Source organism: Streptomyces sp. NPDC033966 (assembly GCF_055575955.1).
Genome location: NZ_JBVIRQ010000009.1, coordinates 61120 through 85256, shown reverse-complemented (window position 1 = coordinate 85256; position 24137 = coordinate 61120). Strand labels below are relative to the sequence as shown.

Annotated in this window: 23 protein-coding genes and 1 riboswitch; of the genes, 14 read left to right on the top strand and 9 right to left on the bottom strand. The window is 74.4% G+C overall.

All coding sequences use genetic code 11. From position 1 onward, the window contains the following. Window position 1: 1 nt before the first annotated feature. From ACZ518_RS24915 to ACZ518_RS24895, 5 genes are all read left to right on the top strand, one after another. On the top strand, window positions 2-2893 hold the full coding sequence (locus ACZ518_RS24915) for an ABC transporter permease subunit (protein ID WP_469115211.1): 2892 nt from the start codon (window positions 2-4) through the stop codon (window positions 2891-2893). Then, entirely contained in the window at window positions 2890-3708 is an 819-nt protein-coding gene (locus tag ACZ518_RS24910; RefSeq protein ID WP_469115210.1) for an ABC transporter ATP-binding protein, read from the top strand. The genes ACZ518_RS24915 and ACZ518_RS24910 overlap by 4 nt, the downstream gene beginning before the upstream one ends. A gap of 209 nt (window positions 3709-3917) precedes the next feature. Beyond that, window positions 3918-4544 carry a hypothetical protein gene (locus tag ACZ518_RS24905; RefSeq protein ID WP_469115209.1) on the top strand — a complete coding sequence of 209 codons (627 nt, stop codon included), beginning with the start codon at window positions 3918-3920 and terminating at the stop codon, window positions 4542-4544. A 120-nt stretch (window positions 4545-4664) separates the two neighbouring features. Beyond that, window positions 4665-5507: an aldo/keto reductase gene (locus ACZ518_RS24900; protein ID WP_469115208.1), complete on the top strand. Its 843-nt coding sequence runs from the start codon at window positions 4665-4667 to the stop codon at window positions 5505-5507. 7 nt (window positions 5508-5514) lie between these two features. Further along, the gene (locus ACZ518_RS24895) at window positions 5515-5940 is read left to right on the top strand and encodes an RICIN domain-containing protein (protein ID WP_469115207.1); all 426 of its coding nucleotides are present in this window, start codon (window positions 5515-5517) and stop codon (window positions 5938-5940) included. A gap of 16 nt (window positions 5941-5956) precedes the next feature. Here the strand turns inward: ACZ518_RS24895 and ACZ518_RS24890 are convergent, their stop codons facing one another. Beyond that, window positions 5957-6262 (bottom strand): 4a-hydroxytetrahydrobiopterin dehydratase, encoded by a 306-nt coding sequence (locus ACZ518_RS24890; RefSeq protein WP_469115206.1) that lies wholly within the window; start codon window positions 6260-6262, stop codon window positions 5957-5959. Between the two features lie 190 nt (window positions 6263-6452). On the opposite strand from ACZ518_RS24890, the gene ACZ518_RS24885 reads away from it, so the two are divergent. Continuing rightward, on the top strand, window positions 6453-8273 hold the full coding sequence (locus ACZ518_RS24885; protein ID WP_469115205.1) for a hydroxysqualene dehydroxylase: 1821 nt from the start codon (window positions 6453-6455) through the stop codon (window positions 8271-8273). 33 nt (window positions 8274-8306) lie between these two features. Continuing rightward, window positions 8307-9110, top strand: a complete 804-nt coding sequence (locus ACZ518_RS24880) for a helix-turn-helix domain-containing protein (RefSeq protein ID WP_469115204.1) — start codon at window positions 8307-8309, stop codon at window positions 9108-9110. Here ACZ518_RS24880 and ACZ518_RS24875 read toward each other — a convergent pair. Further along, window positions 9096-9527: a hypothetical protein gene (locus ACZ518_RS24875; protein WP_469115203.1), complete on the bottom strand. Its 432-nt coding sequence runs from the start codon at window positions 9525-9527 to the stop codon at window positions 9096-9098. The two genes, ACZ518_RS24880 and ACZ518_RS24875, sit on opposite strands and share 15 nt — an antisense overlap. A gap of 394 nt (window positions 9528-9921) precedes the next feature. Here ACZ518_RS24875 and ACZ518_RS24870 point away from each other — a divergent pair, with 394 nt between their 5' ends. Next, window positions 9922-10485, top strand: coding sequence for a toxin-antitoxin system, toxin component (locus ACZ518_RS24870; protein WP_469115202.1), 564 nt, complete (start codon window positions 9922-9924; stop codon window positions 10483-10485). A 113-nt stretch (window positions 10486-10598) separates the two neighbouring features. Then, window positions 10599-11822, top strand: a complete 1224-nt coding sequence (locus tag ACZ518_RS24865; RefSeq protein WP_469115201.1) for an MAB_1171c family putative transporter — start codon at window positions 10599-10601, stop codon at window positions 11820-11822. Here the strand turns inward: ACZ518_RS24865 and ACZ518_RS24860 are convergent. Together ACZ518_RS24860 and ACZ518_RS24855 are read right to left on the bottom strand one after the other, a co-directional pair. Continuing rightward, complete coding sequence (locus ACZ518_RS24860) at window positions 11819-13078, bottom strand: NADH:flavin oxidoreductase/NADH oxidase family protein (RefSeq protein WP_469115200.1); 1260 nt, start codon at window positions 13076-13078, stop codon at window positions 11819-11821. The genes ACZ518_RS24865 and ACZ518_RS24860 overlap by 4 nt on opposite strands. Before the next feature lie 60 nt (window positions 13079-13138). Beyond that, window positions 13139-13984 carry a bifunctional 5,10-methylenetetrahydrofolate dehydrogenase/5,10-methenyltetrahydrofolate cyclohydrolase gene (locus ACZ518_RS24855; RefSeq protein WP_125824245.1) on the bottom strand — a complete coding sequence of 282 codons (846 nt, stop codon included), beginning with the start codon at window positions 13982-13984 and terminating at the stop codon, window positions 13139-13141. Window positions 13985-14044: 60 nt separating this feature from the next. After that, a riboswitch (ZMP/ZTP riboswitch) is annotated at window positions 14045-14147 on the bottom strand. 57 nt (window positions 14148-14204) lie between these two features. On the opposite strand from ACZ518_RS24855, the gene ACZ518_RS24850 reads away from it, so the two are divergent. Together ACZ518_RS24850 and ACZ518_RS24845 are read left to right on the top strand one after the other, a co-directional pair. After that, window positions 14205-14966, top strand: a complete 762-nt coding sequence (locus ACZ518_RS24850) for a methyltransferase domain-containing protein (RefSeq protein WP_469115199.1) — start codon at window positions 14205-14207, stop codon at window positions 14964-14966. 214 nt (window positions 14967-15180) lie between these two features. Then, window positions 15181-16767 (top strand): RNA polymerase sigma factor, encoded by a 1587-nt coding sequence (locus tag ACZ518_RS24845; RefSeq protein ID WP_469115198.1) that lies wholly within the window; start codon window positions 15181-15183, stop codon window positions 16765-16767. Window positions 16768-16873: 106 nt separating this feature from the next. Here the strand turns inward: ACZ518_RS24845 and ACZ518_RS24840 are convergent, their stop codons facing one another. From ACZ518_RS24840 to ACZ518_RS24825, 4 genes are all read right to left on the bottom strand, one after another. Beyond that, entirely contained in the window at window positions 16874-17314 is a 441-nt protein-coding gene (locus ACZ518_RS24840) for an SRPBCC family protein (protein ID WP_469115197.1), read from the bottom strand. Window positions 17315-17356: 42 nt separating this feature from the next. Next, window positions 17357-18748 carry an amino acid permease gene (locus ACZ518_RS24835; protein ID WP_469115196.1) on the bottom strand — a complete coding sequence of 464 codons (1392 nt, stop codon included), beginning with the start codon at window positions 18746-18748 and terminating at the stop codon, window positions 17357-17359. A 75-nt stretch (window positions 18749-18823) separates the two neighbouring features. Next, entirely contained in the window at window positions 18824-20848 is a 2025-nt protein-coding gene (locus tag ACZ518_RS24830) for an alkaline phosphatase family protein (protein ID WP_469115441.1), read from the bottom strand. A 258-nt stretch (window positions 20849-21106) separates the two neighbouring features. After that, a complete protein-coding gene (locus tag ACZ518_RS24825; RefSeq protein WP_469115195.1) occupies window positions 21107-21511 on the bottom strand; it encodes a hypothetical protein in 405 nt (134 codons plus the stop codon). A 110-nt stretch (window positions 21512-21621) separates the two neighbouring features. Here ACZ518_RS24825 and ACZ518_RS24820 point away from each other — a divergent pair, with 110 nt between their 5' ends. From ACZ518_RS24820 to ACZ518_RS24810, 3 genes are read left to right on the top strand one after another with little or no spacing between them, the layout of a single operon-like run. Further along, the gene (locus ACZ518_RS24820; RefSeq protein WP_469115194.1) at window positions 21622-22398 is read left to right on the top strand and encodes an MBL fold metallo-hydrolase; all 777 of its coding nucleotides are present in this window, start codon (window positions 21622-21624) and stop codon (window positions 22396-22398) included. Further along, on the top strand, window positions 22395-23036 hold the full coding sequence (locus tag ACZ518_RS24815) for a DedA family protein (RefSeq protein WP_469115193.1): 642 nt from the start codon (window positions 22395-22397) through the stop codon (window positions 23034-23036). Before ACZ518_RS24820 ends, ACZ518_RS24815 begins: the two co-directional genes overlap by 4 nt. Continuing rightward, window positions 23033-23368 carry a MazG-like family protein gene (locus ACZ518_RS24810; RefSeq protein ID WP_469115192.1) on the top strand — a complete coding sequence of 112 codons (336 nt, stop codon included), beginning with the start codon at window positions 23033-23035 and terminating at the stop codon, window positions 23366-23368. Before ACZ518_RS24815 ends, ACZ518_RS24810 begins: the two co-directional genes overlap by 4 nt. 10 nt (window positions 23369-23378) lie before the next feature. Here the strand turns inward: ACZ518_RS24810 and ACZ518_RS24805 are convergent, their stop codons facing one another. Further along, window positions 23379-24056, bottom strand: coding sequence for a formylglycine-generating enzyme family protein (locus ACZ518_RS24805; RefSeq protein WP_469115191.1), 678 nt, complete (start codon window positions 24054-24056; stop codon window positions 23379-23381). Window positions 24057-24137: the final 81 nt, after the last annotated feature.

Here is a 24137-nt window from a genome sequence, read left to right as displayed (position 1 = left end):
CATGGGCGACCTGCTCGTCTTCGTACTGAGCGGCCTGGTCTCCGGCGCCCTGTACGCACTGCTCGCCACCGGGCTGGTGCTGTCGTACTCGGCGTCCGGGCTGTTCAACTTCGCGCACGGGGCCACCGCCTACCTGTGCGCGCTCACCTTCTACGAGCTGCACTCGGGCCTGGGCTGGCCGGCCGTCCCGGCAGCCCTGCTGGTGGTGTGCGTACTCGCGCCCGGCCTCGGGTGGGGGCTGGACCGGCTGATGTTCCGCCGGCTCGCGCGGGTCGGGGAGACCGCCCAGATCGTGGCGACCATCGGCCTGCTGGTGGCGCTGCCGGCGGCCGGGCTGTGGGCGGTGGAGGTCCTGACGGATGCGGGCCTGCCGCTGAAGCCCGCCGAGAACCAGTTCGGGCTGCCCGGGGTGGGGCCGAGCCCCGCGCGCTCCTGGCAGCTCGCCGACGGCGTCGGCGTGGACTCCGACCAGCTGATCACCTGGGTGGTGACGGCGGTGGTGGCGGCCGCCCTGTGGGTGCTGCTGCGGCACACCCGGCTGGGGCTGCGGCTGCGTGCCGCCGTCGACGACCGGTCGCTGACCGAGCTGCGCGGGATCAGCGCCGACCGGCTGTCGTCGGTGGCCTGGATGATCGCCTCCGCCCTGGCCGGGCTGGCCGGGGTGCTGGCCACCCCGCTGCTGGGGCTGTCCGCGCACGACTTCACCCTGTTCCTGTTCGTGTCGGCGACGGCGGCCGTGATCGGGCGGTTCGCCTCCGTCCCGCTGGCCTTCGCGGGCGGGCTGGGGCTCGGGGTGGTGCAGAACCTCGTCGCCGGGTACGCCTCCTTCGCCGAGGGGATCACCGGCTTCCGCACGGCGGTGCCCTTCCTGATCCTGTTCGGCGGGCTGCTGGTGCTGACCCGGCGGGCCCGGACCGCCGGGGTGGCGGCCGTGGAACCGCCACCGCCCGACCATCTGGCCGGGGCCCCGTGGGGCCGCCGGTGGGGGGTGTGGGCTGCGGGCGCTCTCCTGCTCGCCGCGGCCTTCTACACCGTCACCACCCCCTTCTGGAGCGGACTGCTCGCGCAGGGGCTGGCCATCGGCCTGGTCTTCATGTCCTTCACGGTGGTGACCGGGCTCGGCGCGATGGTCTCCCTGGCGCAGGCCACTTTCGTCACCGGCGCCGCGCTGGTGGCGGGGCTGCTGATGAGCCGGGGCTGGCCCTTCGCGGCGGCGCTGGCTGCGGGTACCTGCGTGGCCGCCGCCCTGGGGGCGCTGGTGGCGCTGCCCGCGCTGCGCCTGGGCGGGCGCCCGCTGGCGCTGGCCACCCTGGCGCTGGCGTTCCTGGCCGACCAGGTGCTGTTCCAGATGCGGTGGCTGCGCGGCGGGGACGCGGGCTGGGCGGTGCCGAGGCCGGTGATCGGTCCGCTGGACCTGTCCGACGACCGGGCTCTCGGGGTGGCCCTGGTGGTGCTGGTCTCGCTGGTGGCGGCCGCCCTGGGCGCGCTGCGGAACTCCCCGTCGGGGCGGGCGATGCTGGCGGTGCGCTCGGCCCCGGCGGCGGCCATGGCCTCCGGGGTGTCCGTCCTGCGGACGAAGCTGCTGCTGTTCACCCTGTCGGCGGGCCTGGCCGGCTTCGGGGGCGTGCTGTACGCCTCGTACAACACCCGGATCACGGCCACGGACTTCACCGCCATGACGGGGCTGGTGTGGCTGGCGGTGGTGGTCGCGGCCGGGGTGCGGCGGGCGCCGTACGCGGTGGTGGCGGGGCTGGTGTTCGCGGTGGCCCCGCGGCTGCTGTCGGACTACGTGACGGAGTCGGCGCACCTGCCGGTGATCCTCTTCGGCCTGGCCGGCCTGGCCCTGGCCAACGACCCCGACGGCTACTGCGCGGCCGGTCCGCTGCGCCGGTCCCGTGCCCGTGCCCGTGCCCTGGCCGGGCGGAACGGGGAACGGCCCGGACCCGGCAGGCCCGGACCCGCCGAGGCCGGACCCGCTCAGGTCACGAGCGGTGGAGCCGGAGCCGCCGGGGCACCGGCCTCCCGGGCCGGCACCGGCGGAGCCGGGGCCGCGGCCTCCGGCGCGGGGCGTTTGCCCGGTCCGCGCCCTTCCCCGGCGCCCGGTCCCCGGGGGCGGGGGCCGGGGGCGGAGCCCGCCGGGGGCGTGGCCGCCGGGGCCGGACCCGCTCAGGTCACGAGCGGTGGAGCCGGAGCCGCCGGGCCGGTCGCGCTGGAGCTGCGCGGGGTCGTCGCCGGGTACGACGGCGGGGCCGTGCTGCACGGAGTGGACCTCACCGTCCGGCGCGGGGAGATCCTTGCCGTGCTCGGGCCCAACGGCGCCGGGAAGAGCACCGCCTGCCGGGTCGCGGCCGGGCTGCTGCCGGCCACGGGCGGGACGGTCGCCGTGGCCGGGCGGGACGCCACCCGCGACGGGCCGGTGCGGCGCTCGCGCGCCGGGGTGCTGCTCGCCCCCGAGGGCCGCGGGATCTTCCCCACGCTCACCATCGAGGAGAACCTGGCGCTGTACCTGGAGGACCCGGCCGAACGGGACGCCGTGTACGGCCGGTTCCCCCGGCTGCGCGAGCGGCGCGCCGTCGCCGCCGGGGCCCTCTCGGGCGGGGAGCAGCAGATGCTCGCGCTCGCCCCGCTGCTCCAGCGCCCGCCGGCGGTGCTGATCGCCGACGAGCCGTCCCTCGGGCTCGCGCCGCGCGTCGTGGAGGAGGTGTACGCGCTGCTGACCGAGCTCCGCGACGCCGGCACCGCTCTGCTGCTGGTGGAGGAGAAGGCCGCCGAGATCCTCGGGATCGCCGACACGGTGGCCTACCTCGCACAGGGCCGGGTCTCCTGGTGCGGCCCCCGGGCCGAGGTGGAGGAGGACCGGCTGACCGAGGCCTACCTGGGGATGGCGCCATGAGAGACGGCACGGACGGCGGTACGGACCGCGGTACGGACGGCCGTTCGGACGGGCACGTGCTCCGCGCGAGCGGGATCGGCGTGAGCTTCGGCGGGGTCCGGGCGCTGGCCGGGGTGAACCTCGGGATCCGGGCCGGGGAGGTGTGCGGGCTGATCGGGCCGAACGGGGCCGGGAAGACCACCCTGTTCGACGTGCTCTCGGGGATCCGGCGCCCGGACCAGGGGCGGATCCTGCTCGACGGCGCGGACGTCACCCGCCGCTCCCCCGTGTGGCGGGCCCGGAACGGGATGCGCCGCACCTTCCAGCGGCAGCAGCTGTTCGGGCAGCTGAGCGTGGCCGACAACGTGCTCGTCGCCCAGGAGTGGCGGGGCGGCGGGGGCGGCCCGGCCGCCGACCTGCTGGCCCTGCCCGCCCGGCGGGCCCGGGAGCGGGCCCGCCGGGAGCGGGGCGGGCGGGTGCTGGCGGACTGCGGGATCGGCGCGCTCGGGTCCTCGTACGCGGGCGGGCTGCCGGTGGGGCAGGCCCGGATGGTGGAACTGGCCCGTGCGGTGGCCGACCCGCCGAGGGTGCTGCTGCTCGACGAGCCCGCGTCGGGGATGTCGGCGCCGGAACGGGAGCGGCTCGCCGGGGTGCTACGGCGTCTGGCGGCGCAGGAGGGCTGCGCGGTGCTGCTGGTGGAGCACAACGTGGCGTTCGTGATGGACCTCTGCACCCGGGTCGTCGTCCTGGACCTGGGCTCCGTCCTCGCCGAGGGCACCCCGGCCGAGGTCCGCGCGGACCCGCGGGTGAGGGAGGCGTACCTGGGGACGGCGTAGGGGCCGGTGGGCGGTGGCCGGTGCGCGGCGGGCGCGTACACCGCCCACCGGCTCACCGCGATCCGGATGCGGCCACCGGGGTGAACGCTCGCCCCGATGCCGGGGACGAACGGGTGAGTCGGCCGCTGCCTTCCTTGATCCCCCGGCCCCTGTGCGTTGCGGTGTGGTGCAGGAGATTCCCGCGTACCGCCCGACAGGAGCAGCTCCCCATGTCCGTGCACACGTTGAGGCGACGCCTCTCCGCCCTCGGGACCGTCATCGGGCTCGGCGTCGTCCTGCCGTTCACCACCGGTGCCGCCCCGGCGTTCGCCGCGGCGGACATCAGCCTCACGAAGACCCATGAGGGGGACTTCACCCGCGGCGGGCAAGGCGTGTACCACATCAAGGTCACCAACACCGGCAACACGGCGACCATCGGCAACCTGCGCCTCACGGACACCTATCCACAGGGACTCACCCAGGAGAGTCTCTCCATCAGCGGCAACAATTCCGCGTCTGCTTGCAACAACCAGCAGACCGGGCTCGTCTGCGAGCTCACCCTCGGCGTCGGCGGCACGGCGAACTACGACATCACCGTGAACGTCGCATCCGACACCGCCTGCGCCGTGACCAACTCCGTCACCGTCAGCGGTCCCGAGGACGGGGTCCTGGTCACCGCGAACGACCCCACCACGATCACCGGCGGAAGCTGCCCCGACGAGGACGGCGGCTCGGTCCTCCCCGTCAACCTCAGCGGCGTCGTCACGCTCTTCAACAACATCAACACCAACAACAACATCCTGAGCCCCGGCGGCAAGAACACCACCCACCAGAACCTCGGGATCAACGCGCCCTGAGCGGAGCGGACGGGTGGCGGGAATAGGGTGGGCGCGAGGCCGGTTGCCGCCCCTCGTGCGCCGCACCGTGTGGCGCGGCGCAGCCGTACCGCTCCACCCGACCCGAGGGAACGACCAGACGTGAACCAGGTGCCCGCCGTCCGGCTCAACAACGGCACGTCCATGCCCCAGCTCGGCTACGGCGTCTGGCAGGTGCCGGACGCCGAGGCGAAGAAGGCCGTCGCGACCGCGCTGGAGGCCGGCTACCGGAGCGTCGACACGGCGGCGGCGTACGGGAACGAGCGCGGCACCGGCAAGGCCCTGGCGGCCTCCGGGGTGCCGCGCGAGGAGCTCTTCGTCACCACCAAGCTGTGGAACAGCTCCAGGCACCGGTGGGGGCGGGACGAGACGCTGCGCGCCTTCGACGACTCGCTCGGCAAGCTGCGCCTCGACCACGTCGACCTGTACCTGATCCACTGGCCGCGTCCGATGCGCGACGACTTCCTGACCATCTGGAAGACCTTCGAGGAGATCGCGGAGAGCGGCCGGGCCCGGGCGGTCGGCGTGTCGAACTTCCGTCCCGAGGACCTGGAGCGGCTGCGCGCGGAGAGCCCGCTGGTGCCGGCGGTGAACCAGATCGAGCTGCACCCGCTGTTCCCGCAGGCCGGGCTGCGGGCCCTGCACGCCTCCCTGGGGATCGCCACCGAGGCCTGGTCGCCGCTGGGCCAGGGCAAGGAGCTGCTCGGGCTCCCGGCGGTGGTCTCGGTCGCCGCCAAGCACGGCCGCAGTGCCGCGCAGGTGGTGCTGCGCTGGCACCTCCAGCTGGGCAACATCGTGATCCCGAAGTCGGTGACCCCGTCCCGGATCCGCGAGAACCTGGACGTGTTCGGCTTCGAGCTGGACGCCGAGGACCTGGCTGCGCTGGACGCGCTGGGCGCGGGCGGCCACCGGATCGGGCCGGATCCGGCCGTCTTCGACAACTGAGCCGCGGATGAGCCTCGAAGACGGGACCTACCGGATCCGCAACGTGGCCAGCGGGCTCGTGCTCCAGCTGGAGGGTGCCTCCCGGGTACGGGTCGGACCTGACGGGCCGCCCGCTCCGGCGGCCGCCCGGCGGTGGCGGATCTCCGCCGTGCACAGCGGCGGCGGGGTCTTCCACGTGGTGAGCGAGGACAACGGCCGGCGCCTGGACGTGGCGAACGCCTCGGTCGAGAGCGGGGCCCGGGTGCAGGTGTGGCGGGCCAACGCCTTCGGCGCCCAGGAGTGGCTGGTGGAGGTGCACCTGGACGATCCGGGGGTGGTGTCGCTGGTGGCGTGCATCAGCGGGCTGCCGCTGCAGGCCGACGGCGACGGCCGGGTCCGGCAGGGCGAGGACACCGACTCGCCCTCCCAGTGGTGGCGGCTGGAACCCGTCTGACGCCCGCGCGGGCGGGTCAGCCCGCGCCGTGGGCGGGGGCCAGGGCCTCGACGCGTTCGGCGAGGTCGAAGTCCTGCTCGGTGACGACGTCGCCGGCGTCGTGGCTGTTCACCGAGACGCGGACGGTGTTGTAGCCGAGGGTGAGCTCGGAGTGGTGGTTGAGCTCGTCCTGGACCGCGCAGATGTGGGCGACCAGGGCGCTCGCGGCCCGGTGCGTACCGACCCGGTACGTGCGCTCGATCCGGTCGTCGGCGAAGGCCCAGCCGGGGAGCTCCCGGAGCCGGTCCTCGATCTCCTTCTGCGAAAGCGGGTCGCTCGGCATCCGCTGACTCCTTCCCCGTGTTCGTGCCCGTCATCCCGTGATGTGCTGTCAGTTTTCCACGGTGTGCGCCGTGGTGAACCTTTCCCGCCATAGTGCGCCCGGGTGCTTCACGACGCTTCCGGGCCCCCGCCGCCCGCCCTATGCTCCAGCGCCGGACCGAGCATTACCACCGGTAACAAGGAGGCGGGGCATGGCCGGTACGGGTGACACGGGCGGCACGGGAGCCGCGGGCGGCACGGGAAGCTCCAGGCGCGCGTTCATCGCGGGCGCGGCGGCCGCCGCGGGCACCCTCCCGGCCCTGGGCGCCCTCGCGGCCCCGGCCGCGGCCGCCGCCGGCCCGCCGGCCCCGGCGGGGCGCTCCGTCGCCGTCCTGGGCGGCGGGGTCGCGGGGCTGACGGCGGCGCACGAGCTCGCGGAACGCGGCTACGCCGTCACCGTGTACGAACGCCGGGCGCTGGGCGGCAAGGCCCGCAGCATGGACGTGCCCGGCAGCGCCCGGGGCGGCCGCAGACCGCTGCCGGCCGAGCACGGGTTCCGCTTCATCCCGGGGATCTACCACAACCTTCCGGACACCATGCGGCGCATCCCCTTCCCCGGCAACGCGAACGGCGTGTGGGACAACCTGGTGGCCCCGCCCGAGATGATGTTCGCCCGGGCCGGCGGCCGCGAGGACCTGCGCGCGCCCATCCCCTGGCCCGGCCACTCCCCCGCCGGGCTGACTCCCGAGGAGCTGCGGCGGGCCCTGACCGGGATGCTGGAGTCCCTGGTCCGGCTGCCCGCGCACGAGACCGCGTACTTCGTCAACCGGGTGCTGGTCTTCCTCACCAGCTGCGACGAGCGGCGCGACGAGGTGTGGGAGCGCACCCCCTGGTGGGAGTTCACCCGGGCCGCGCGGATGTCGGACGAGTACCGGCGCATCCTGGCCGTGGGCATCACCCGCAACATCGTCGCCACCAAGGCCGAGGAGGCCTCGACCCGTACGGTCGGCACCCTCGGGGAGGCCTTCGTCTGCAACGCGCTCGGCCTCGGCGCGGACGGCCCGCCGGACCGGATCCTGAACCTGCCGACCAACGAGGCGTGGATCGACCCGTGGGAGCGCCACCTGCGCTCCCTCGGCGTGGAGTTCAGGATCGGCTGGACCGTCCAGGAGGTGCGGTACGGGGACGGCCGCGTGAGCGGGGTCGCGGTCCTGGACCCGGCCGGGGCCCGGCGGACCGTCACCGCCGACCACTACGTCAGCGCCCTGCCCGTGGAGCACGCCCGCCGCACCTGGAGCGCGGCGCTGCGGGCCGCGGACCCCATGCTGGGGCGCTGCGACCGGCTGCGGACCGACTGGATGACCGGCATCCAGTTCTATCTGACCGAGCGCGCCCCGCTGGTGCACGGGCACCTCAACTGCATCGACTCGCCCTGGTCGCTGACGGCGATCCAGCAGGCCGAGCACTGGCCGGCCCGCGACTTCCCGGCCGACTACGGCGACGGTACGGTCGTGGACTGCCTGTCGGTGGACGTCTCCGAGTGGGACAAACCCGGGATCCTGTACGGGAAGACGGCCAAGCAGTGCACGCGGGAGGAGGTGGCGCGGGAGGTGTGGGCGCAGCTGAAGGCCTCCCTCAACGACACCGGCAGGACCCTGCTGGCCGACCGCACCCTGCACTCGTGGTTCCTGGACCCGGGCGTGGACGGCCTGGGCACCCCGGAGCCCACCAACCAGGACGAGCTGCTGATCCACCCGACCGGGACCTTCCACGACCGGCCGAGCGCGGGCACCCGTGTCCCCAACTTCTTCCTCAGCGGGGACTACGTGGCCGTCGACATCGACCTCGCGACGATGGAGGGCGCGAACGCCTCGGCCCGCGCGGCCGTCAACGCCCTGCTGGACCGGGACGGTTCGGGGGCGGCCCGGTGCGCGGTCGTCCCGCGCCACCGGCCGCCGGAGCTGGAGTCCGCGAAGCGGCACGACCTGTGGCGCTACCGTCTCGGCCTGCGGAACGTCTTCGACGTGGGCTGATCAGGGGCGCTCCGCTCGACTACCGTCGTGGCCATGACCACCACGACCTCCGCGGTGCCCACGGTCGGCGCCCTGCTCCGGACCTGGCGGGAGCGGCGCGGGATCAGCCAGCTGGAACTGGCGGGCCGCGCCGACTCCTCGTCCCGCCACATCAGCTTCATCGAGACCGGCCGGTCCCGGCCGAGCGAGGAGATGGTGCTGCGGCTCGCCGACCGGCTCGACGTGCCGGTGCGGGAGCGCAACGCGCTGCTGCTCGCGGCGGGTTACGCCCCGCACTACGCGCACACCGCGCTGGACGACCCGGCCATGGAGACCCTCCGCGAGGGCATGCAGCGGCTGCTGACCGGCTACGAGCCCTACCCGGCGCTGGTCGTCGACGCCGTCTACGACGTGGTGGCCGCCAACCGGGGCATCGGGATGCTGCTGGAGGGGCTGCCGGAGCACCTGCTGACGCCGCCGCTGAACGCGATGCGGATCACCCTGCACCCGGAGGGCCTCGCCCCGCGGATCCGCAACCTCAGGGAGTGGCGCGGGCACCTGCTGGCCCAGATGGAGCGGCAGATCGCGCTGGCCCGCTCCGCGCCGCTGCGCGCGCTGTACGAGGAGGTGTCGGCCTACCCGGTCCCGGAGCGCCCGGGCGACGCCGGACCGGACGAGCCGGTCCCGTACATCGCGCTCCCGATGGTGATCGAGCACGACGGGCAGCTGCTGTCCTTCGTGTCGTCGATCGCGACCTTCAACACGCCGATGGACGTGACCGTCGCCGAGCTGGCCATCGAGACCTTCCTCCCGGCCGACCCGGCGACGGTGAAGTACCTGCGCTCACTGGGCCCCTGAGCCCTCGCCCGCCGAGCGCAGCGCCAGCTGCTGGAGGAGCGCGAAGGAGGCCACGGTGAGGGCCTGCGCCGGGATCCACACCGCGCCGGCCGCGGTCGGCCGGAACCAGACGGCGAGGGAGACCAGGCTGAGGGCGGCCCACGCGTAGTTGGCCTCGATGACGAACTTCACCGGGAGGACCGGCGGACGGCGGCGCGAGGCCAGCCAGCCGACCCCGGCGCCGAAGGCGGTCAGGAAGAGGCCGAGTTCGAGGAGGGCGGTCTGGCCGACGCCGAGGAGCCGGCCGAGCGGGGCGGAGAAGGCCGCGTAGGCAAGGCCGTTGCCGGTGGTGACCACCGCGTCGAGGGCGAGGAAGCGGCGCAGCGCGGTCTGCGGGACGGTGGTTCGGGCGATGCTGCCGAGCAGGGTCGCGGACATGGCGGATCAGCCTCCATGGGGGTCGTACGGGCTGGTGGGGACGGGTCCCGGAGCCGAGTGCGCGGCTCCGGAACCCGATGACCCCACTGTGCCGCCGGCCCCCGGCCGGGGTCGATTACCTCCGGGGTCATGGCGGTCGCCGCACGGTGTGCGCGGCGGGCAGTGTGGGGGATGCGGTGGTTGGGGGCGGGGGCGGCGGCTAGGCTTCACCGCACCGAGCCACCGACCCGAACGCCTTGTCGACACACGGAGAAACCTCCGGTGCGAGCCGCCGCCCGACCCGGTCCCACCCAGGCCGGGGCCGCCGCGCCGTGGGGCCGGCGGGGCCGGCCGGCGGGCCCGGGCCCAAGCCGCGGGCCGCGCGCCCGGACCTTACCGCCGAGGGGGAAGCGCCATGAGGACCACACGGACGATGCGGAAGCTCGGCGCCGAGCTGATGGCGGAGGCGCGGCTCACGGCCCCGGTCGGGGCCGAGGCGATCATCGGGGGTCTCTGCGCGGCCTTCGGGCGCCGTCGCGGCGGCCGGCCGGTGGAGTTCCGCTTCGCCCCGTTCCCGCCGGAGACCGCCAGCGGGCTGTGGCTGCAGCTGGAGGAGCGCGACCTGGTCGTCGTGGAGGCCCGTACCCGGCCCGAGCACCAACTGGTGATCGCCTGCCACGAGCTGTGGCACATCGAGGAGGGCGCCTGCGACGGCCACGGCCCCGGCATGGCGGTGGCCGCCCGGCTGACGGGCCCGCACGGCAGCCTCGCGGAGCTGCTGCGCCCGGACTCCGCGCTGGACTCCGTGGTCCGTCAGGCGGCCGCCCGCGCCGACCGGGAGGATCCGGCCGAGATCCGGGCCGAGACCTTCGGCCTGCACCTCGGCAAGGTCCTGAAGGCGTTCCTGCCCCCGCCCCGGCAGGAGCCCTTCCCGGACGGGATCGAACGCATCAAGTCCTCGCTCGGCTGGAACCTCTGACCGCACCCCGCCGCACCGCACCGCACCGCCGCCGCGCGGTCCGAAAGAAAGCACCGCACGATGCCCCCCACCTCCGCCCTGGTCCTCCGTACCGACGCCCCCGGCCGTGCGCGGTGAAGGACGGCCTGCCGCTCTACCTGGCGGGATCGGTGCTGGTACTGGCCCTGCTGATCAAGGCCCCGGCCCTGCGCCGGGGCTGGGACCAGCCGCTGATGCGGGCCGTGTGCGCGCTGCTGGTGGTCGGCTGCCTGCTCACCTTCCTGGCTCCCCCGCCGTCCCTCGCGGCGGTCAACCGGCTCACCGGGGTGGCCAACTTCGCCGCCCCGCTGGTCTACGGCGTGCTGACGGCCTTCTCCGGGGCCTCCATCGTCCTGATCCTGCACTGGGCGGGGGGTCCGGCGGCGGCGCTGCGGCGGGCGACCTGGGCGACGGTGGCGGTGTTCAGCGCGGTCACCGTGCTGATCGTGGCCTTCTTCGTGATCGGGGACGCCCGCGTGGAGCGGCTGCGGGACCTGGACACGTACTACGCGAACACGCCGTGGCTGCGCGAGATGATCGTCTGCTACCTGCTGGCGCACACCGTCGGCAGCGCCGCGCTGAGCCTGCTCAGCCTGAAGTGGATGCTGCGCGTCGACCCCGCGCTGCGGCCGCTGCGCACCGGGCTGGCCCTGCTGACCCTCGGCGGGCTGCTGGACCTCGGGTACCTCGTCGCGAAGTGGGCGGCCGTCGGAGCCCGCTGGGCGGGCCGCGACTGGGACGGCCTGTCCACGTACGTGGCCCCGCCGCTCGCCTCGGCGGCGGCGCTGCTGGTGGGCACCGGGTTCATCGTCCCGATGGTCGGCGGCTCGGCGGCCTGGCGGGACTTCAGCCAGTACCGGCGGCTGCGCCCGCTGTGGAAGGCCCTGCGCGGATTCGCCCACTCCAGCGTGGCGACGGTACCGCTGACCTGGTGGTCGCCGGTCGGGATCCGGCTGATCCACCGCGAGTCGGTGATCGACGACGGGCTGCTGGCCCTCGCGAGCTGGTTCGACCCCGCCGTACGGACGGCCGCGTACGGGGCCGCCCGCCGCCAGGGCCTGACCGAGCCGGGCGCGGCCGTGGTGGCCGACGCGGCCATGCTCGCCGCCGCCTGCCGGGCCCGGGCCGCCGCCGAACGGTCCGGCGCCCCGGGCGCGGGCTCCGCGGAACCCGCCCCGTACCGCCTCGACGGGCAGCCCCTGGCCGCGCTCGCCCGGGAGTTCCGCGGTTCGCCGATCGTGGACGCGGCCCGCCGGGGGCTGCCGGTCGCCCACAAGGCCGGCCAGGAGGCCGACCGGCCGGTCGGCCGGGCTGGCTAGGAGGTGGCCCCGGGGGCGCCGGAGGCCGGCTCCCGGGCGAGCCAGGCCCCGTACGCGCGGACCCTGCGGCGGTGCCGGAGGCTGTCCGCGGTGAAGATCCAGCGCGGTGAGACGCGTGCGCGGGGTTCCAGCCCCTGGGCCAGCCGGGCCAGCTGGAAGCGTACGAGGGCCAGCGTGCCCGCGGCCGCCAGGCTCCGGTCCCGCCAGCCGAGCCGGGGCACGGCCACCCGTACGTCCTCGCCCGCGCGCCAGCGCTCGGGCAGGTCGGGGTGCAGGGCCAGGGCGGAGGCCATGCCGACGACGGCCACGCCCCGGGCCAGGGCCTTCTCGGCGGTGGCCCGGCGGGTGATGCCGCCGGTGAGCATCAGCGGCACGGCCGCGGTCTCCAGCAGGCGCTCCGCGAGGGAGAGGAAGTAGGCCTCCCGTTCCAGAGTCCGCTGGTCGGTGGTGTGGCCCATGCTGGCGGGGCTCTCGACGGTGCCGCCGGACAGCTCGACCAGGTCCACGCCGAGGCCGTCGAGGGCCGCGATGACCTGGGCGGCCTCCTCGCTGTCGAAGCCCCCGCGCTGGAAGTCGGCGGCGTTCAGCTTCACCCCGACCGCGAAGCCGGCCGAGACCTGGGCCCGGACGGCTGCGACGGTGTCCGTGAGCATCCGTACGCGGTTGTCCAGGCTGCCGCCCCAGCGGTCGGTGCGCCGGTTGACGAGCGGGGAGAGGAACTGGCTGAGCAGGTAGCCGTGCGCGGCGTGGACCTGCACGCCGTGGAAGCCCGCTTCCTCGGCCCGCCGGGCGGTGAGGGCGAAGCGGGCGATCGTCGCCTCTATGTCGGCCTCGGTCATGGCGGTGGGGTGGGCGAAACGCTTGGTGTGCCGGCCGAGGCTGATGGGGACGGCGGAGGGTGCCCAGGCGGTGCCGGGCATGTCGGAGCCGACTTGGCGGCCGGGGTGGTTGATCTGCATCCAGACCTTGGCGTCGCCCGAGGTCGCGGCGGCGGCCCAGCGGCGGAAGGGCTCCAGCGGGGAGTGCTCGTCGAGGACGACGGTGCCCGGGGAGGTCAGGGCGCGCCGGTCGACCATCACGTTGCCGGTGATGACCAGTCCTGCGCCGCCGCGCGCCCAGCGGGCGTACAGCCGCTCCATGCGCTCGTCGGGGAGCTGGCCGGGCTGGGCGGCGAAGCTCTCCTCCATGGCGGCCTTGGCAAGACGGTTGGGAAGTGTGGTGCCCCCCGGCAGGTCGAGCGGTGCGAACAGGTCCATCCGAGTCCCCCAAGCTTGTGGCGCGGCCGTCACGCGGGGCCGCGCCACAAGATGATCGCCTCAGAGCTCCGCGAGGTCCAGCCCGGCCTGGGCCGCTGCGGCCTGGACGGTCTGCTCCAGGAGGACCGCAATGGTCATCGGGCCGACGCCGCCGGGCACCGGGGTGATGAGGGAGGCGCGGGCGGCGGCCGACTCGAAGTGGACGTCGCCGACGTTGCCCTCGTTGTAGCCGGCGTCCAGGACGACCGCGCCGGGCTTGATGTCCTCGCCCCGGATGAACTCGGCCTTGCCGACGGCGGCGACCAGGACGTCCGCCTGGCGCACGATCGAGGGCAGGTCCTGGGTGCGGGAGTGGCAGTAGGTGACGGTGGCGTTCTTCTCCAGCAGCAGCATCCCGGCGGGCTTGCCCAGGATCGCGCTGCGGCCGACGACGACGGCGTGCTTGCCGGTGAGGTCCACGTCGTACTCCTCCAGCAGGCGCATGATGCCGCCGGGGGTGCAGGAGACGAAGCCGGGCAGGCCGAAGCCCATGGCGGCGAAGGAGTGCATGGTCACGCCGTCGACGTCCTTGCCGGGGGCGATGGCCTCGAAGGCGGCGCGCTCGTCGATGTGGTGCGGGACGGGGTGCTGGAGCAGGATGCCGCTGATCTCCGGGTCCTCGGAGAGGGCGGTGATCGCGGCGACGAGCTCCTCGGTGGTGGTCCCGGCCGGCAGCTCCACGTGGCGGGAGGTGATCCCGGCCTTGGCACAGCGGTTCTGCTTCATCTTGACGTAGGTCACGGAAGCGGGGTCCTCGCCGACGAGGACGGTGGCCAGGCAGGGGGCGGTGCCGGTGCGCTCGGTGATCTTCGCCGCGAGGGCGGCGGTCCGCTCCGACACGCGGCGGGCGAGGGCGGTGCCGTCCATGAGCTGGGCGGTGGCGGTGGGGGCAGTCGTCACGGGGTCTCCTGAACGTCGCTGCGGATCGCGGTTCGCCCAGGCGCGCGGCAGACGGCGTACGGCCCCTGCGGGACGACGCCGGGCCGCTCCCCGGTGGTGATCCACCCGAACGCCAGTCACGGCCCGGGGCCCACTGTAGTCGACATATCCGGTGGATGACGGGGGCCGGAGCTGGGACGATCGAGACATGACGCGCACTTTCGACCATCTCGTCGCCGAGGCCGAATCCGTCTCCGTCGACGGCTGGGACTTCTCCTGGCTCGACGGCCGCGCGACCGAGCAGCGGCCCTCCTGGGGCTACCAGCGGCTGCTGGGCGAGCGCCTGGCCACCGTCCGCTCGGCCCTGGACATCCAGACCGGCGGGGGCGAGGTGCTCGCCGGAGCGGGCCCGCTGCCCCCGCTGATGGCCGCCACGGAGTCCTGGCCGCCGAACATCGACAGGGCGACCCGGCTGCTGCACCCGCTGGGCGCGGTGGTGGTGGCGGACGCCGACGAGCCGCCGCTGCCCTTCGGGGACGGGGCCTTCGAGCTGGTCGCCAGCCGGCACCCCGTGACCATCTGGTGGGACGAGATCGCCCGGGTGCTGGCACCGGGCGGCACCTACCTGTCGCAGCAGGTGGGTCCGGCGAGCGTCTTCGAGCTCGTCGAGTACTTCCTCGGCCCGCAGCCGGAGGAGGTCCGCCGGGCCCGCCACCCCGACGACGCGGTCACCGACGCCGCCCGGGCCGGCCTGGAGATCACCGACCTGCGCTCCGAGCGGCTGCGTACGGAGTTCCACGACATCGGTGCCGTGATCTACTTCCTGAGGAAGGTGATCTGGATGGTTCCCGGCTTCACGGTCGGGCAGTACCGGGACCGGCTGCGCGAGCTCCACGAACGGATCGAGCGCGAGGGTCCGTTCGTCGCGCACACCGCCCGTTTCCTCATCGAGGCCCGCAAGAAGGAGTGATCCGAGGTGCGGACGGATCCACGCCGGATCGGTTGCGCGGCCACAGCGTGGCGCAGGTCACTCAATTCAGCGCGTAACGAATCGACTCGGGCAGGCGATGAACCGACAGGTGTCCTCGCGCGGCCCCGGAATACAGACCCGCTTCGGTCTGTTTCCCGAGTCCGCGCGATGATGTCCCGCCCACTCCTTATCTGTTCGCAACGAGAGGCTCCTTGTGTCGCTCAGCCCGTCCCGTACGTTCCCTCCGGAGATCGCCGAATCCGAGGCCCTGGTCGCGCTCGTCGAGCGCGGCCGCGAGCAGGGTCACATCAACGGTGACGATGTCCGCCAGGCCTTCGAGGCCGGCCGCATCCCGGTGGACCAGTGGAAGCGGGTCCTGCGCAGCCTGAACCAGGTCCTGGACGAGGAGGGTGTCGCCCTCCACGTCAGCGCCGCCCCCGCCACGAAGGCTGCTGCCAAGAAGCCCCGCAAGGCAGCTGCCGCCCCGGCCCGCACCGTGACGAAGAAGGCCGTGGCCCCGCCGCGCCCCATCGGCGCGCGCAAGGCCTCCGCCACCGCTGCCGCCCCGGCCGCCGCCGCGGCGATATCCGCTCCGTCGGCCGCCGCGTCGGAGGAGGTGTCGGCCGAGGCCGCCGCCGAGCCGAAGAAGCGCGTGGTCAAGAAGGCCGCCGCCAAGAAGACCACGGCCACCAAGAAGACCGCCGCCTCCAAGAAGGCCGGTGCCAAGGACGCCGACGACGCCGAGACCCCGGCCGCCGAGGGCGAGGACTGGGCCGTCGAGGACCTCGCCGACGAGGCCGAGGAGGAGGCGCCCAAGGCCGCCGGCCAGGGCTTCGTCCTGTCCGACGAGGACGAGGACGACGCCCCGGCGCAGACGGTCATGGTGGCCGGTGCCACCGCCGACCCCGTCAAGGACTACCTGAAGCTGATCGGCAAGGTGCCGCTCCTCAACGCCGAGCAGGAGGTCGAGCTCGCCAAGCGCATCGAGGCGGGCCTGTTCTCCGAGTACAAGCTCGAAGAGGAGGAGGACCACAAGCCCGCGTTCAAGCGCGAGCTGGAGATCCTCGTCGAGGACGGCCGCCGCGCCAAGAACCACCTGCTGGAGGCCAACCTCCGCCTCGTGGTCTCGCTGGCCAAGCGCTACACCGGCCGCGGCATGCTCTTCCTGGACCTGATCCAGGAGGGCAACGTCGGTCTGATCCGCGCGGTGGAGAAGTTCGACTACACCAAGGGCTTCAAGTTCTCCACGTACGCGACCTGGTGGATCCGCCAGGCGATCACGCGTGCCATGGCCGACCAGTCCCGCACCATCCGCATCCCCGTCCACATGGTCGAGATCATCAACAAGCTCGCCCGTGTGCAGCGCCAGATGCTCCAGGACCTGGGCCGCGAGCCCACCCCGGAGGAGCTGGGCAAGGAACTCGACATGACCCCCGAGAAGGTCATCGAGGTCCAGAAGTACGGCCGCGAGCCGATCTCCCTGCACACCCCGCTGGGTGAGGAGGGCGACAGCGAGTTCGGTGACCTCATCGAGGACTCCGAGGCGGTCGTGCCGGCCGACGCCGTGTCCTTCACCTTCCTCCAGGAGCAGCTCCAGTCGATCCTGGGCACGCTCTCCGAGCGTGAGGCGGGCGTGGTCTCCATGCGCTACGGCCTCAACGACGGGCAGCCGAAGACGCTGGACGAGATCGGCCGCGTGTACGGGGTGACCCGTGAGCGCATCCGCCAGATCGAGTCCAAGACCATGTCGAAGCTGCGCCACCCGTCGCGTTCGCAGGTCCTGCGCGACTACCTGGACTGATCCGCTCCCGGTAACGGACACACCGGAGGCCCGCGCCGTGACGGCGCGGGCCTCCGTGTTTTCCGCGTGTTCCGCGTGTTCCGCGTGTTCCGCGTCTCCTCGGCGGTCAGTGCTCCAGGAGGTGCTTGAGCTTCTCCTCGCTGCGCGGCATCTCCTTGCGGACCCTGGGCTTCACCACCAGGGGGACCAGGCCCCGGCCCAGGCCGTGGCCCTCGAAGTCGACGGACAGCGTCACGCGTGAGCGCGTCCCGTTGTCGAGGGGCTCGATCCTGCCGCGCACGTCGGGCCGGACCGGCCCGTCGACGCCGTGGATGTGCCAGCTCCGCGGCGGGTCGAGCTCGGTGAACTCCACCGTGGTGGGGATCCTCCGCTTGCCGAACTGGCGGGTGATGGCGACCCTGGATCCGACGTGCACGGGCAGGTCGCCCATGGGGACGGCGGCCACGGCGCTGTCCTGCCACTCGGGCAGGTGCGTGGGGTCCGTCACGTAGGCGAAGACGTCCTCGGGCCTGCGGTCGATGTCGATGGTGTTGCTGATCGCGGACATGGCGACACCTCGGAGCCCCCCTGGCCGGTCTTTCCTTCCAAATTACTCCGCGGCCGTACCGGCCGCGCGGCGCTTGCGGGCGGCCATCAGCGCGTAGACGAGGACGCCCGCGAAGAGGAACAGCACGCCCTGGTAGACGGCCGCGTAGCCGGACCCGGCGACCAGCCACATCGAGAAGGCGAAGGCCGTGCCGGCGAGGACGGCGTCGCGGACCAGCTGCCCGCGCCGCACCCGCCCGGCCTGGCCCGAGGCCAGGAAGTAGAGCTGGGCGGCGGTGGAGAGCAGGTAGGGGACGGTCGCGGTGAAGGTCGTGACCAGGACGAGGACCTCGAAGACGCGCGCGGAGCCCGCCGTGTAGTTGTAGACCGTGAGGGCGGAGGCCAGGACGACGGTGACGACGACGCCGACGACGGGGACACCGCGCTGCTTCTTCTCGAAGGCCTTCGGGAAGAGCCCGTCCTTGGCGGCCGCGTACGGGGTCTGCGCGCTGAGCAGGGTCCAGCCGTTGAGGGCACCGAGCATCGAGACCACGGCCGCTCCGGCGACGAGGGTGCCGCCCCAGGTTCCGCCGAAGACGGCGTTCACGGCGTCCGTGAAGGGGGCCTGGGAGGAGACCAGCTTCTCGTGGGCGACCAGGCCGAAGACCGACAGGGTGCCGAGCAGGTACACGGTGGCGGCGCCGACGGTGCCGAGGACGGTGGCCCGGCCGACGTTGCGCGCCGGGTCGCGGACCTCGCCCGCGCTGACGGCGGCGGACTCGACGCCGATGTAGCTGAAGAGCAGGATCGCGGCGGAGGCGGAGACCGCCCCCACGGGGCTCTGGTCGGTGGCCTGGAAGGGGCCGAGGTTCGCCGGGTCGAAGAAGAACAGCCCGCCCACGGCCACGAGCAGCAGCGGGACCAGCTTCAGGACGGTCGCGACCACCTGGACGGCGCCCACGTACCGGGTGCCGGCCAGGTTGGAGAGGGCGGGCAGCCACTGCACGGCCAGGGCGGCCAGGCACATGGTCCACCGGTGCTCCCCGACGGCCGGGAACAGCACCGCGAGGTAGCCGACGGAGGCCACGGCGAGCGCGGCGTTCGAGACCCAGGCGGTCATCCAGTAGCTGTACGCGGCGAGGAAGCCGGCGAAGTCGCCGAAGGCGGCGCGCACGTACACGTACGGGCCGCCGGTCTGCGGGTGGCGTCGGGCGAGGCGGCCGAAGACGAGGGCGAGGGCGATCGCGCCGAGGGTCAGGACGGCGAAGGCGAGGAGGCTGATGGTGCCGAAGGGCGCGACCGAGGCGGGGAGCAGGAAGATCCCGCCGCCGATGACGTTGCCCATGACCAGGCAGACGGCGACCGGGAGGCCGAAGCGGCGGGCGTGCCGGTCTTCCTGGCGGGGGGCCCGCGGGGGTGCTGCGACTTCGGCGGGCGGGGCTGCGGTGCTGGTCATCGGTGGTGCGCCTCTGGTTGTCTCACATGCTGGGCAGGTCAACACATGGTTGACCACCGCGAAGTGGGCGCCAAATCACCGGGTTTCGTCCGGCGCGGGGACCTGCCCGGAAGGAAGGATTCCGTCTGTAGGGGCCTCCGGCCGGTAATCCTCCCGCGGGGCCGCCGGGGCCAGCGGGACCTGGGGGCCGTCCGCCTCGCGCAGCCAGCGGCGCAGCACCGCGTGCACGGCTTCGGCGCCCACCGGTTCCGGGTCCGGCTCCGACAGCGCGGTCGGCCACATCAGGAAGGGGTGGGCCTGCTCCCCGCCCAGCCCGCCGTGCGAGCCGATCTGCTCCTCGAAGGCGTGCACGGCACCGGTCTCCGGGTCGTACGCCGAGTTGACCATGATGTCGGCCACGTGCGGGAAGGAGTCCGTCCGGCGCACGGCCCCCGCCGCCCCCGGCCCGAAGGGGGCCAGCAGCGCCTCCGCCTCCCCGGGTACGTCCAGCCTCGCCACCGCCCCGTCCGGGCCCAGCACCTCCCCGTCCACCAGCAGGAAGCCCACGCCCGGGTGGTTGGCCAGGGTGGGCAGCAGTGCGGGGTGCGCCCGCTCGATCCGCGCCCGCGAGGCCCGTCCCGGCAGGTCCGGGAAGGAGATCAGCCCGAGGTTGCCCGAGGCCAGCACCACCGGACCGGGCCCCGGCCCCGGACGGGCCTCCTCCGCCTCCTCCTCCACCGGCCGGTGCAGGGCCGCCAGCACCGCCGCGCGGGCCTCGGCACCGCTGCGGGTGCGGCCGGCCCGGCGCGAGACGGGCAGCCCGCAGCCCGCCCGGACCAGGTCCTTCAGGCTGAGCCCGTACCGGCCGAGGAAGGTCTCCCCGGGGCTCTGGCCGTGGTCCGACAGCAGCACGACGCGGTACTCCCGGGGGGCGTGCTCGGCGACCCGGGCGATCAGCGCGACGCTCCGGTCGAGCCGGGCGAGCACCCGGTCGGTGTCCCGGCCGTGCGGGCCCGAGTGGTGCGCGACCTCGTCGTAGGCGACCAGGTCCGCGTAGACGGCGGCGCGGCCCGCGAGCACGTCCCCGATCACCGCGGCGACCACCACGTCCCGCTCGACCACCGTCGCGAAGGCCCGGATCAGCGGATAGAGCCCGCCGCGCGCCACCCGGGGACGGTCCCCGCGCAGCCGTGAGCGCAGCGACTGGCCGATCTCGCGGCCCACCTCGGCGACGAAGGACAGCGCGGTGCGCACGGCGTTGGCCGGGTCGGAGAAGTACGCGAAGTAGCCGGCGCGGGAGCGGTTGGCGCGGCCCCGCCGGGCCGCGACGGACAGCACCAGCGCCAGCTGGTCCGCGCCCCCGCTGAACAGGTTGCCCCGGCTGGCACCGTCCAGGGTGAGCAGCCCGCCGTCACGGGTCCGCCCGACGGCCCGGCGCTGGAGTTCGGCGGCGCTGGTGGGCCGGTTGCAGACCATCACCTCGCCGGTGTCCTTCTCGTACCAGCGGAACGCCGGGACGTCGAAGTTGGAGCCGTGCAGGATGCCGAGCTGGCTGGCGCCGGTCTGGCTGGACCAGTCCGTGTGCCAGGGCATGACGCGGTGGCTGTGCTCCAGCCAGCCCGCCACGGTGGGCATCAGCCCCTCGGCCGCCGCCCGGCGCAGCGCCTCGTACCCGACTCCGTCGAGCTGGAGGAAGACCAGCCCGGGGCTGCCGCCGGGGGGCGCCCCGAACCGGCGGCGGCGCCGGTCGGCCAGCCGGTACAGGCGGCGCCGGTACGCCTCGTCGTCGCGGACCGCGAGGGCGGTGGAGGTGGCCGAGGCCACGGCGGACATCGCGGCGGCCACGACCACCGCCGTCTCGGGCGCGACCGCCGCGCCCCGCCCGGCGGGGATCAGGCTGAGGGCCATCAGCAGCAGCGAGCCGTTGAGGAAGAAGACGAGGAGCCCGAGGACGAGGGCCGGCACCAGCAGCAGGGCCCGTACCAGGACCGGCCACACCAGCGCGCTCAGCAGGCCGAAGGCCCCGGCGCCCCAGGCCGCCGTCAGCCCGATGCGGGTGAGGCTGGCACCGTCGGCGGACTGCAGGCGGAAGTCGGGCAGGATGCCGGCGAGCACGAGCATGGTCAGGGTGGACGCCGCCCAGACGAGCACCACGCGGACCAGTGCCCCGCCCACGGCCCGCCAGCGCAACCGCTCCCGCCACACGCCGCACCCGCCTCGCTCCCCGGCCCGCGCCCGGCCCGCGGTCCCCTCTGCCAGCGTCGCACAGGGCGGCGGGGCCGGCCGGTCGGCACGGGTGGCGCACGGGAGTACGGGACGCGGCGGGCCGGGGGCCGGCGGGTGCCGTCGTACCGGGTTCCGTCGTACCGGGCCTCCCTATCAGGTGCCGTCGTAGCCGGCGGTCGGCATGGACAGCCGGCGGTGCACCTCGGCCTTCATGGCGGAGGTGTAGGCCGGCTCCTCGGTCCCGGCGGTCTCCAGCCGTACGCCGCGCCGCTCGCACTCGGCGGTGAACTCCTCGACGGAGCGCAGCGCCCGGGCCAGGACCCGGCGGTTGGGGGCGACGAACAGGTCGACCTGTCCGGCGTCCACGTCGCGCCACAGCCCGCAGTGGTCGGTACGCAGCCCGTAGAAGAGCAGTTGCCGGGTCACCACGTACCCCTGCTCGGCGGCCCATCGCGCGCACATGGCGTGCTGGCCGCGGGTGTCCACGGCGAAGGGGTCGGCGTCGAGTTCCTCCAGCGGGGCCAGGCTGGCGATCGCGGCCACGCGCAGCGCATCCATGGCGCCCGACCCTACTCCGATCCGGGCCCGGGGAGGAGGGGGCGCCGGGTTCTGCTTCCGCGCGGGCGGGCAGGGATCGTCCTAGGCTGGCCGGAGGGAAGGGGGCCGGGGTGGCTGTGGAGATCACCTGGTGGGGTCATGCCACGTGTGCGGTACGGGACTCGGGGGTGCGGGTGCTGACCGATCCGCTGTTCGCCCGGCGGCTCGCGCATCTGCGGCGGCGGCGCGGGGCGGTGCCCCCGCCCGAGGCGGCGGAGGCGGACGTGGTCCTGGTCTCGCACCTGCACGCCGACCATCTGCACCTGCCGTCGCTGGCGCTGCTGGCGCCCGGTACCCGGCTGGTGGTGCCGCGCGGGGCGCGCCGGGCGGTGCCGGGACTGGCCCGGCTCGCCGGGACGCGGGGGCTGGTGGTGACGGAGGTGGTCCCGGGCGAGGAGGTCGGCGTACGGGACGGCGTACGGGTACGGGCGGTGAGCGCGCGGCACGACGGGCGCCGTCTGCCGTTCGGGCCGCAGCGGGCGCCGGCGCTGGGGTACGTGGTCCAGGGGGAGGCGCGCACGTACTTCGCCGGGGACACCGGGCTGTTCGACACCATGGCCGAGGAGGTCGGACCGGTGGACGTGGCGCTGCTGCCGGTCGGGGGCTGGGGGCCGTACCTGGGGCCGGGGCACCTGGACGCGGAGCGGGCGGCGCGGGCCCTGGCCGAGCTGGCTCCGGCGGCGGCGGTGCCGGTGCACTACGGGACGTACTGGCCGATCGGGATGGACGCGGTGCGGCCGCACGAGTTCCACGCGCCGGGCGGGGAGTTCGCCCGGCGGGCGGGGCAGCTCGCGCCGAAGGTGACGGTACGGGTCCCCGGGCACGGGGAGCGGGTGCTGCTGCCGTGACGCGGTGGCGGGTGGCGGCGGAGGTGGTGGGCCGGGTGCCGCCGGAGACCACGCAGCAGGCGGTGGGCTATCCGGCGTTGTTCGTGCTGGTGGCGCTGGGGGCGCTGGTGCCGGTGATCCCGACGGGGGCGCTGGTGAGTTCGGCGGCGGTGGTGGCGTTCCACCAGCGGTCGCTGCCCCTCGGGGTGCTGCTGGTGATCGCGGTGGCCGCGCTGGCCGCGTTCGCCGGGGACGTCGCCCTGTACTGGCTGGGGTCGCGCGGCGTGCGTTCGCGGGGCGGCTCGCGGTGGCTGGAGTCCCTGCGGGGGCGGGCCGAGCCGGAGCGGCTGGAGCGGGCGCGGCGGGGGCTCGACGAGCACGGAGTGCTGGTGCTGGTGCTGTCGCGGCTGGTCCCGGCGGGCCGGATCCCGGTGATGCTGGCCTGCCTGCTGGGCGGGCTGCCGCTGCGCCGGTTCGCCCGGGGCGACGCGCCCGCCTGCGTGGCGTGGGCGACGACGTACGGGCTGATCGGGATCCTGGGCGGCTCGCTGTTCTCGGAGCCGTGGAAGGGCGTGGTGCTGGCGGTGGGCGTGGCGCTGCTGATCAGCGTGGCTCCGGGGGTGTGGCGGCGGCTGCGGGCGGGCAGGGTCCGGCCGTGAACTCCGCCTGCTGGGACACGGTCCGCGCGCTCGCCGCCCGCTTCGAGGCGGCCGCCGCCGCACGCGGGGTGCATCCTCCGCACAGCCATGTGCTGCAAGTGCTGAAGATCGGGGAGGAGTTCGGCGAGGCCGCGCAGGCGGTGATCGGCGCGACGGGGAGCAATCCGCGCAAGGGGCATTCGCACAGCTGGGACGACGTGCACGACGAGGTGTGCGACGTCATCATCACCGGGATGGTGGCACTGGCCCGGATGCGGCCCGACGCGCCGGCCTACTTCGCGGGGCAACTGGCCCTGAAGTCGGCCCGCTTCCTGCCGGAGGGGCCGTCCTGAGCCGGCCGGGTCAGCGCGCGGCGGAGCGGGCGAGGCGGAAGCCCACGTCGTCGACCCGGAACGTCGGGTGGCTGCGGCGGCGGGCGGAGGCGCGGCAGGACCAGTGCTCGTCGAACCAGCCGCCGCCGCGCAGGACCCGGTACTCGCCGTAGACCTCGGCGTCGTAGACGTCCCAGCACCAGTCCCAGACGTTGCCGAGCATGTCGTGCAGGCCCCAGGCGTTGGGCAGTCTGCCGCCCACCTCGTGGAGGGCCTCCCCGGAGTTGCCCCGGTACCAGGCGATCTCGTCGAGGGGGCCGTAGTGCGGGCCGTCCGTCCCGGCGCGGCAGGCGTGCTCCCACTCGGCTTCGGTCGGCAGCCGGTAGCCGTCGGCGGTGGCGTCCCACTCGACGGCCCCGCCGTCCTCGGTGCCGATGCCGTAGGCGGGGGTGAGCCCTTCGTGGCGCGAGAGGGCGTTGCAGAACCGGACGGCGTCCCACCAGGAGACGCCCTCGACGGGCAGCCGGTCCCCCCGGGCACTGCCCGGCCGCTCGCCCGTGATCCGGGCGTACAGGGCCTGGGTGACCGGGAAGGCGGCCAGCCGGTAGGGCTCCAGCCCGACCGTCCAGCTACGCCGCGTCCGCCGGTCGGACAGGGTCACCCGTCCCGGCGGGACGGTGATCATCCGGATTTCCGCACTCGGGTCCATGGGGAGGTGATCTTAGCCTCCGGTGCCCGTCCGGTGCCCGCTGCGACGGGAACGGCAACCCTGTTGCCGTTCCCGGGACGG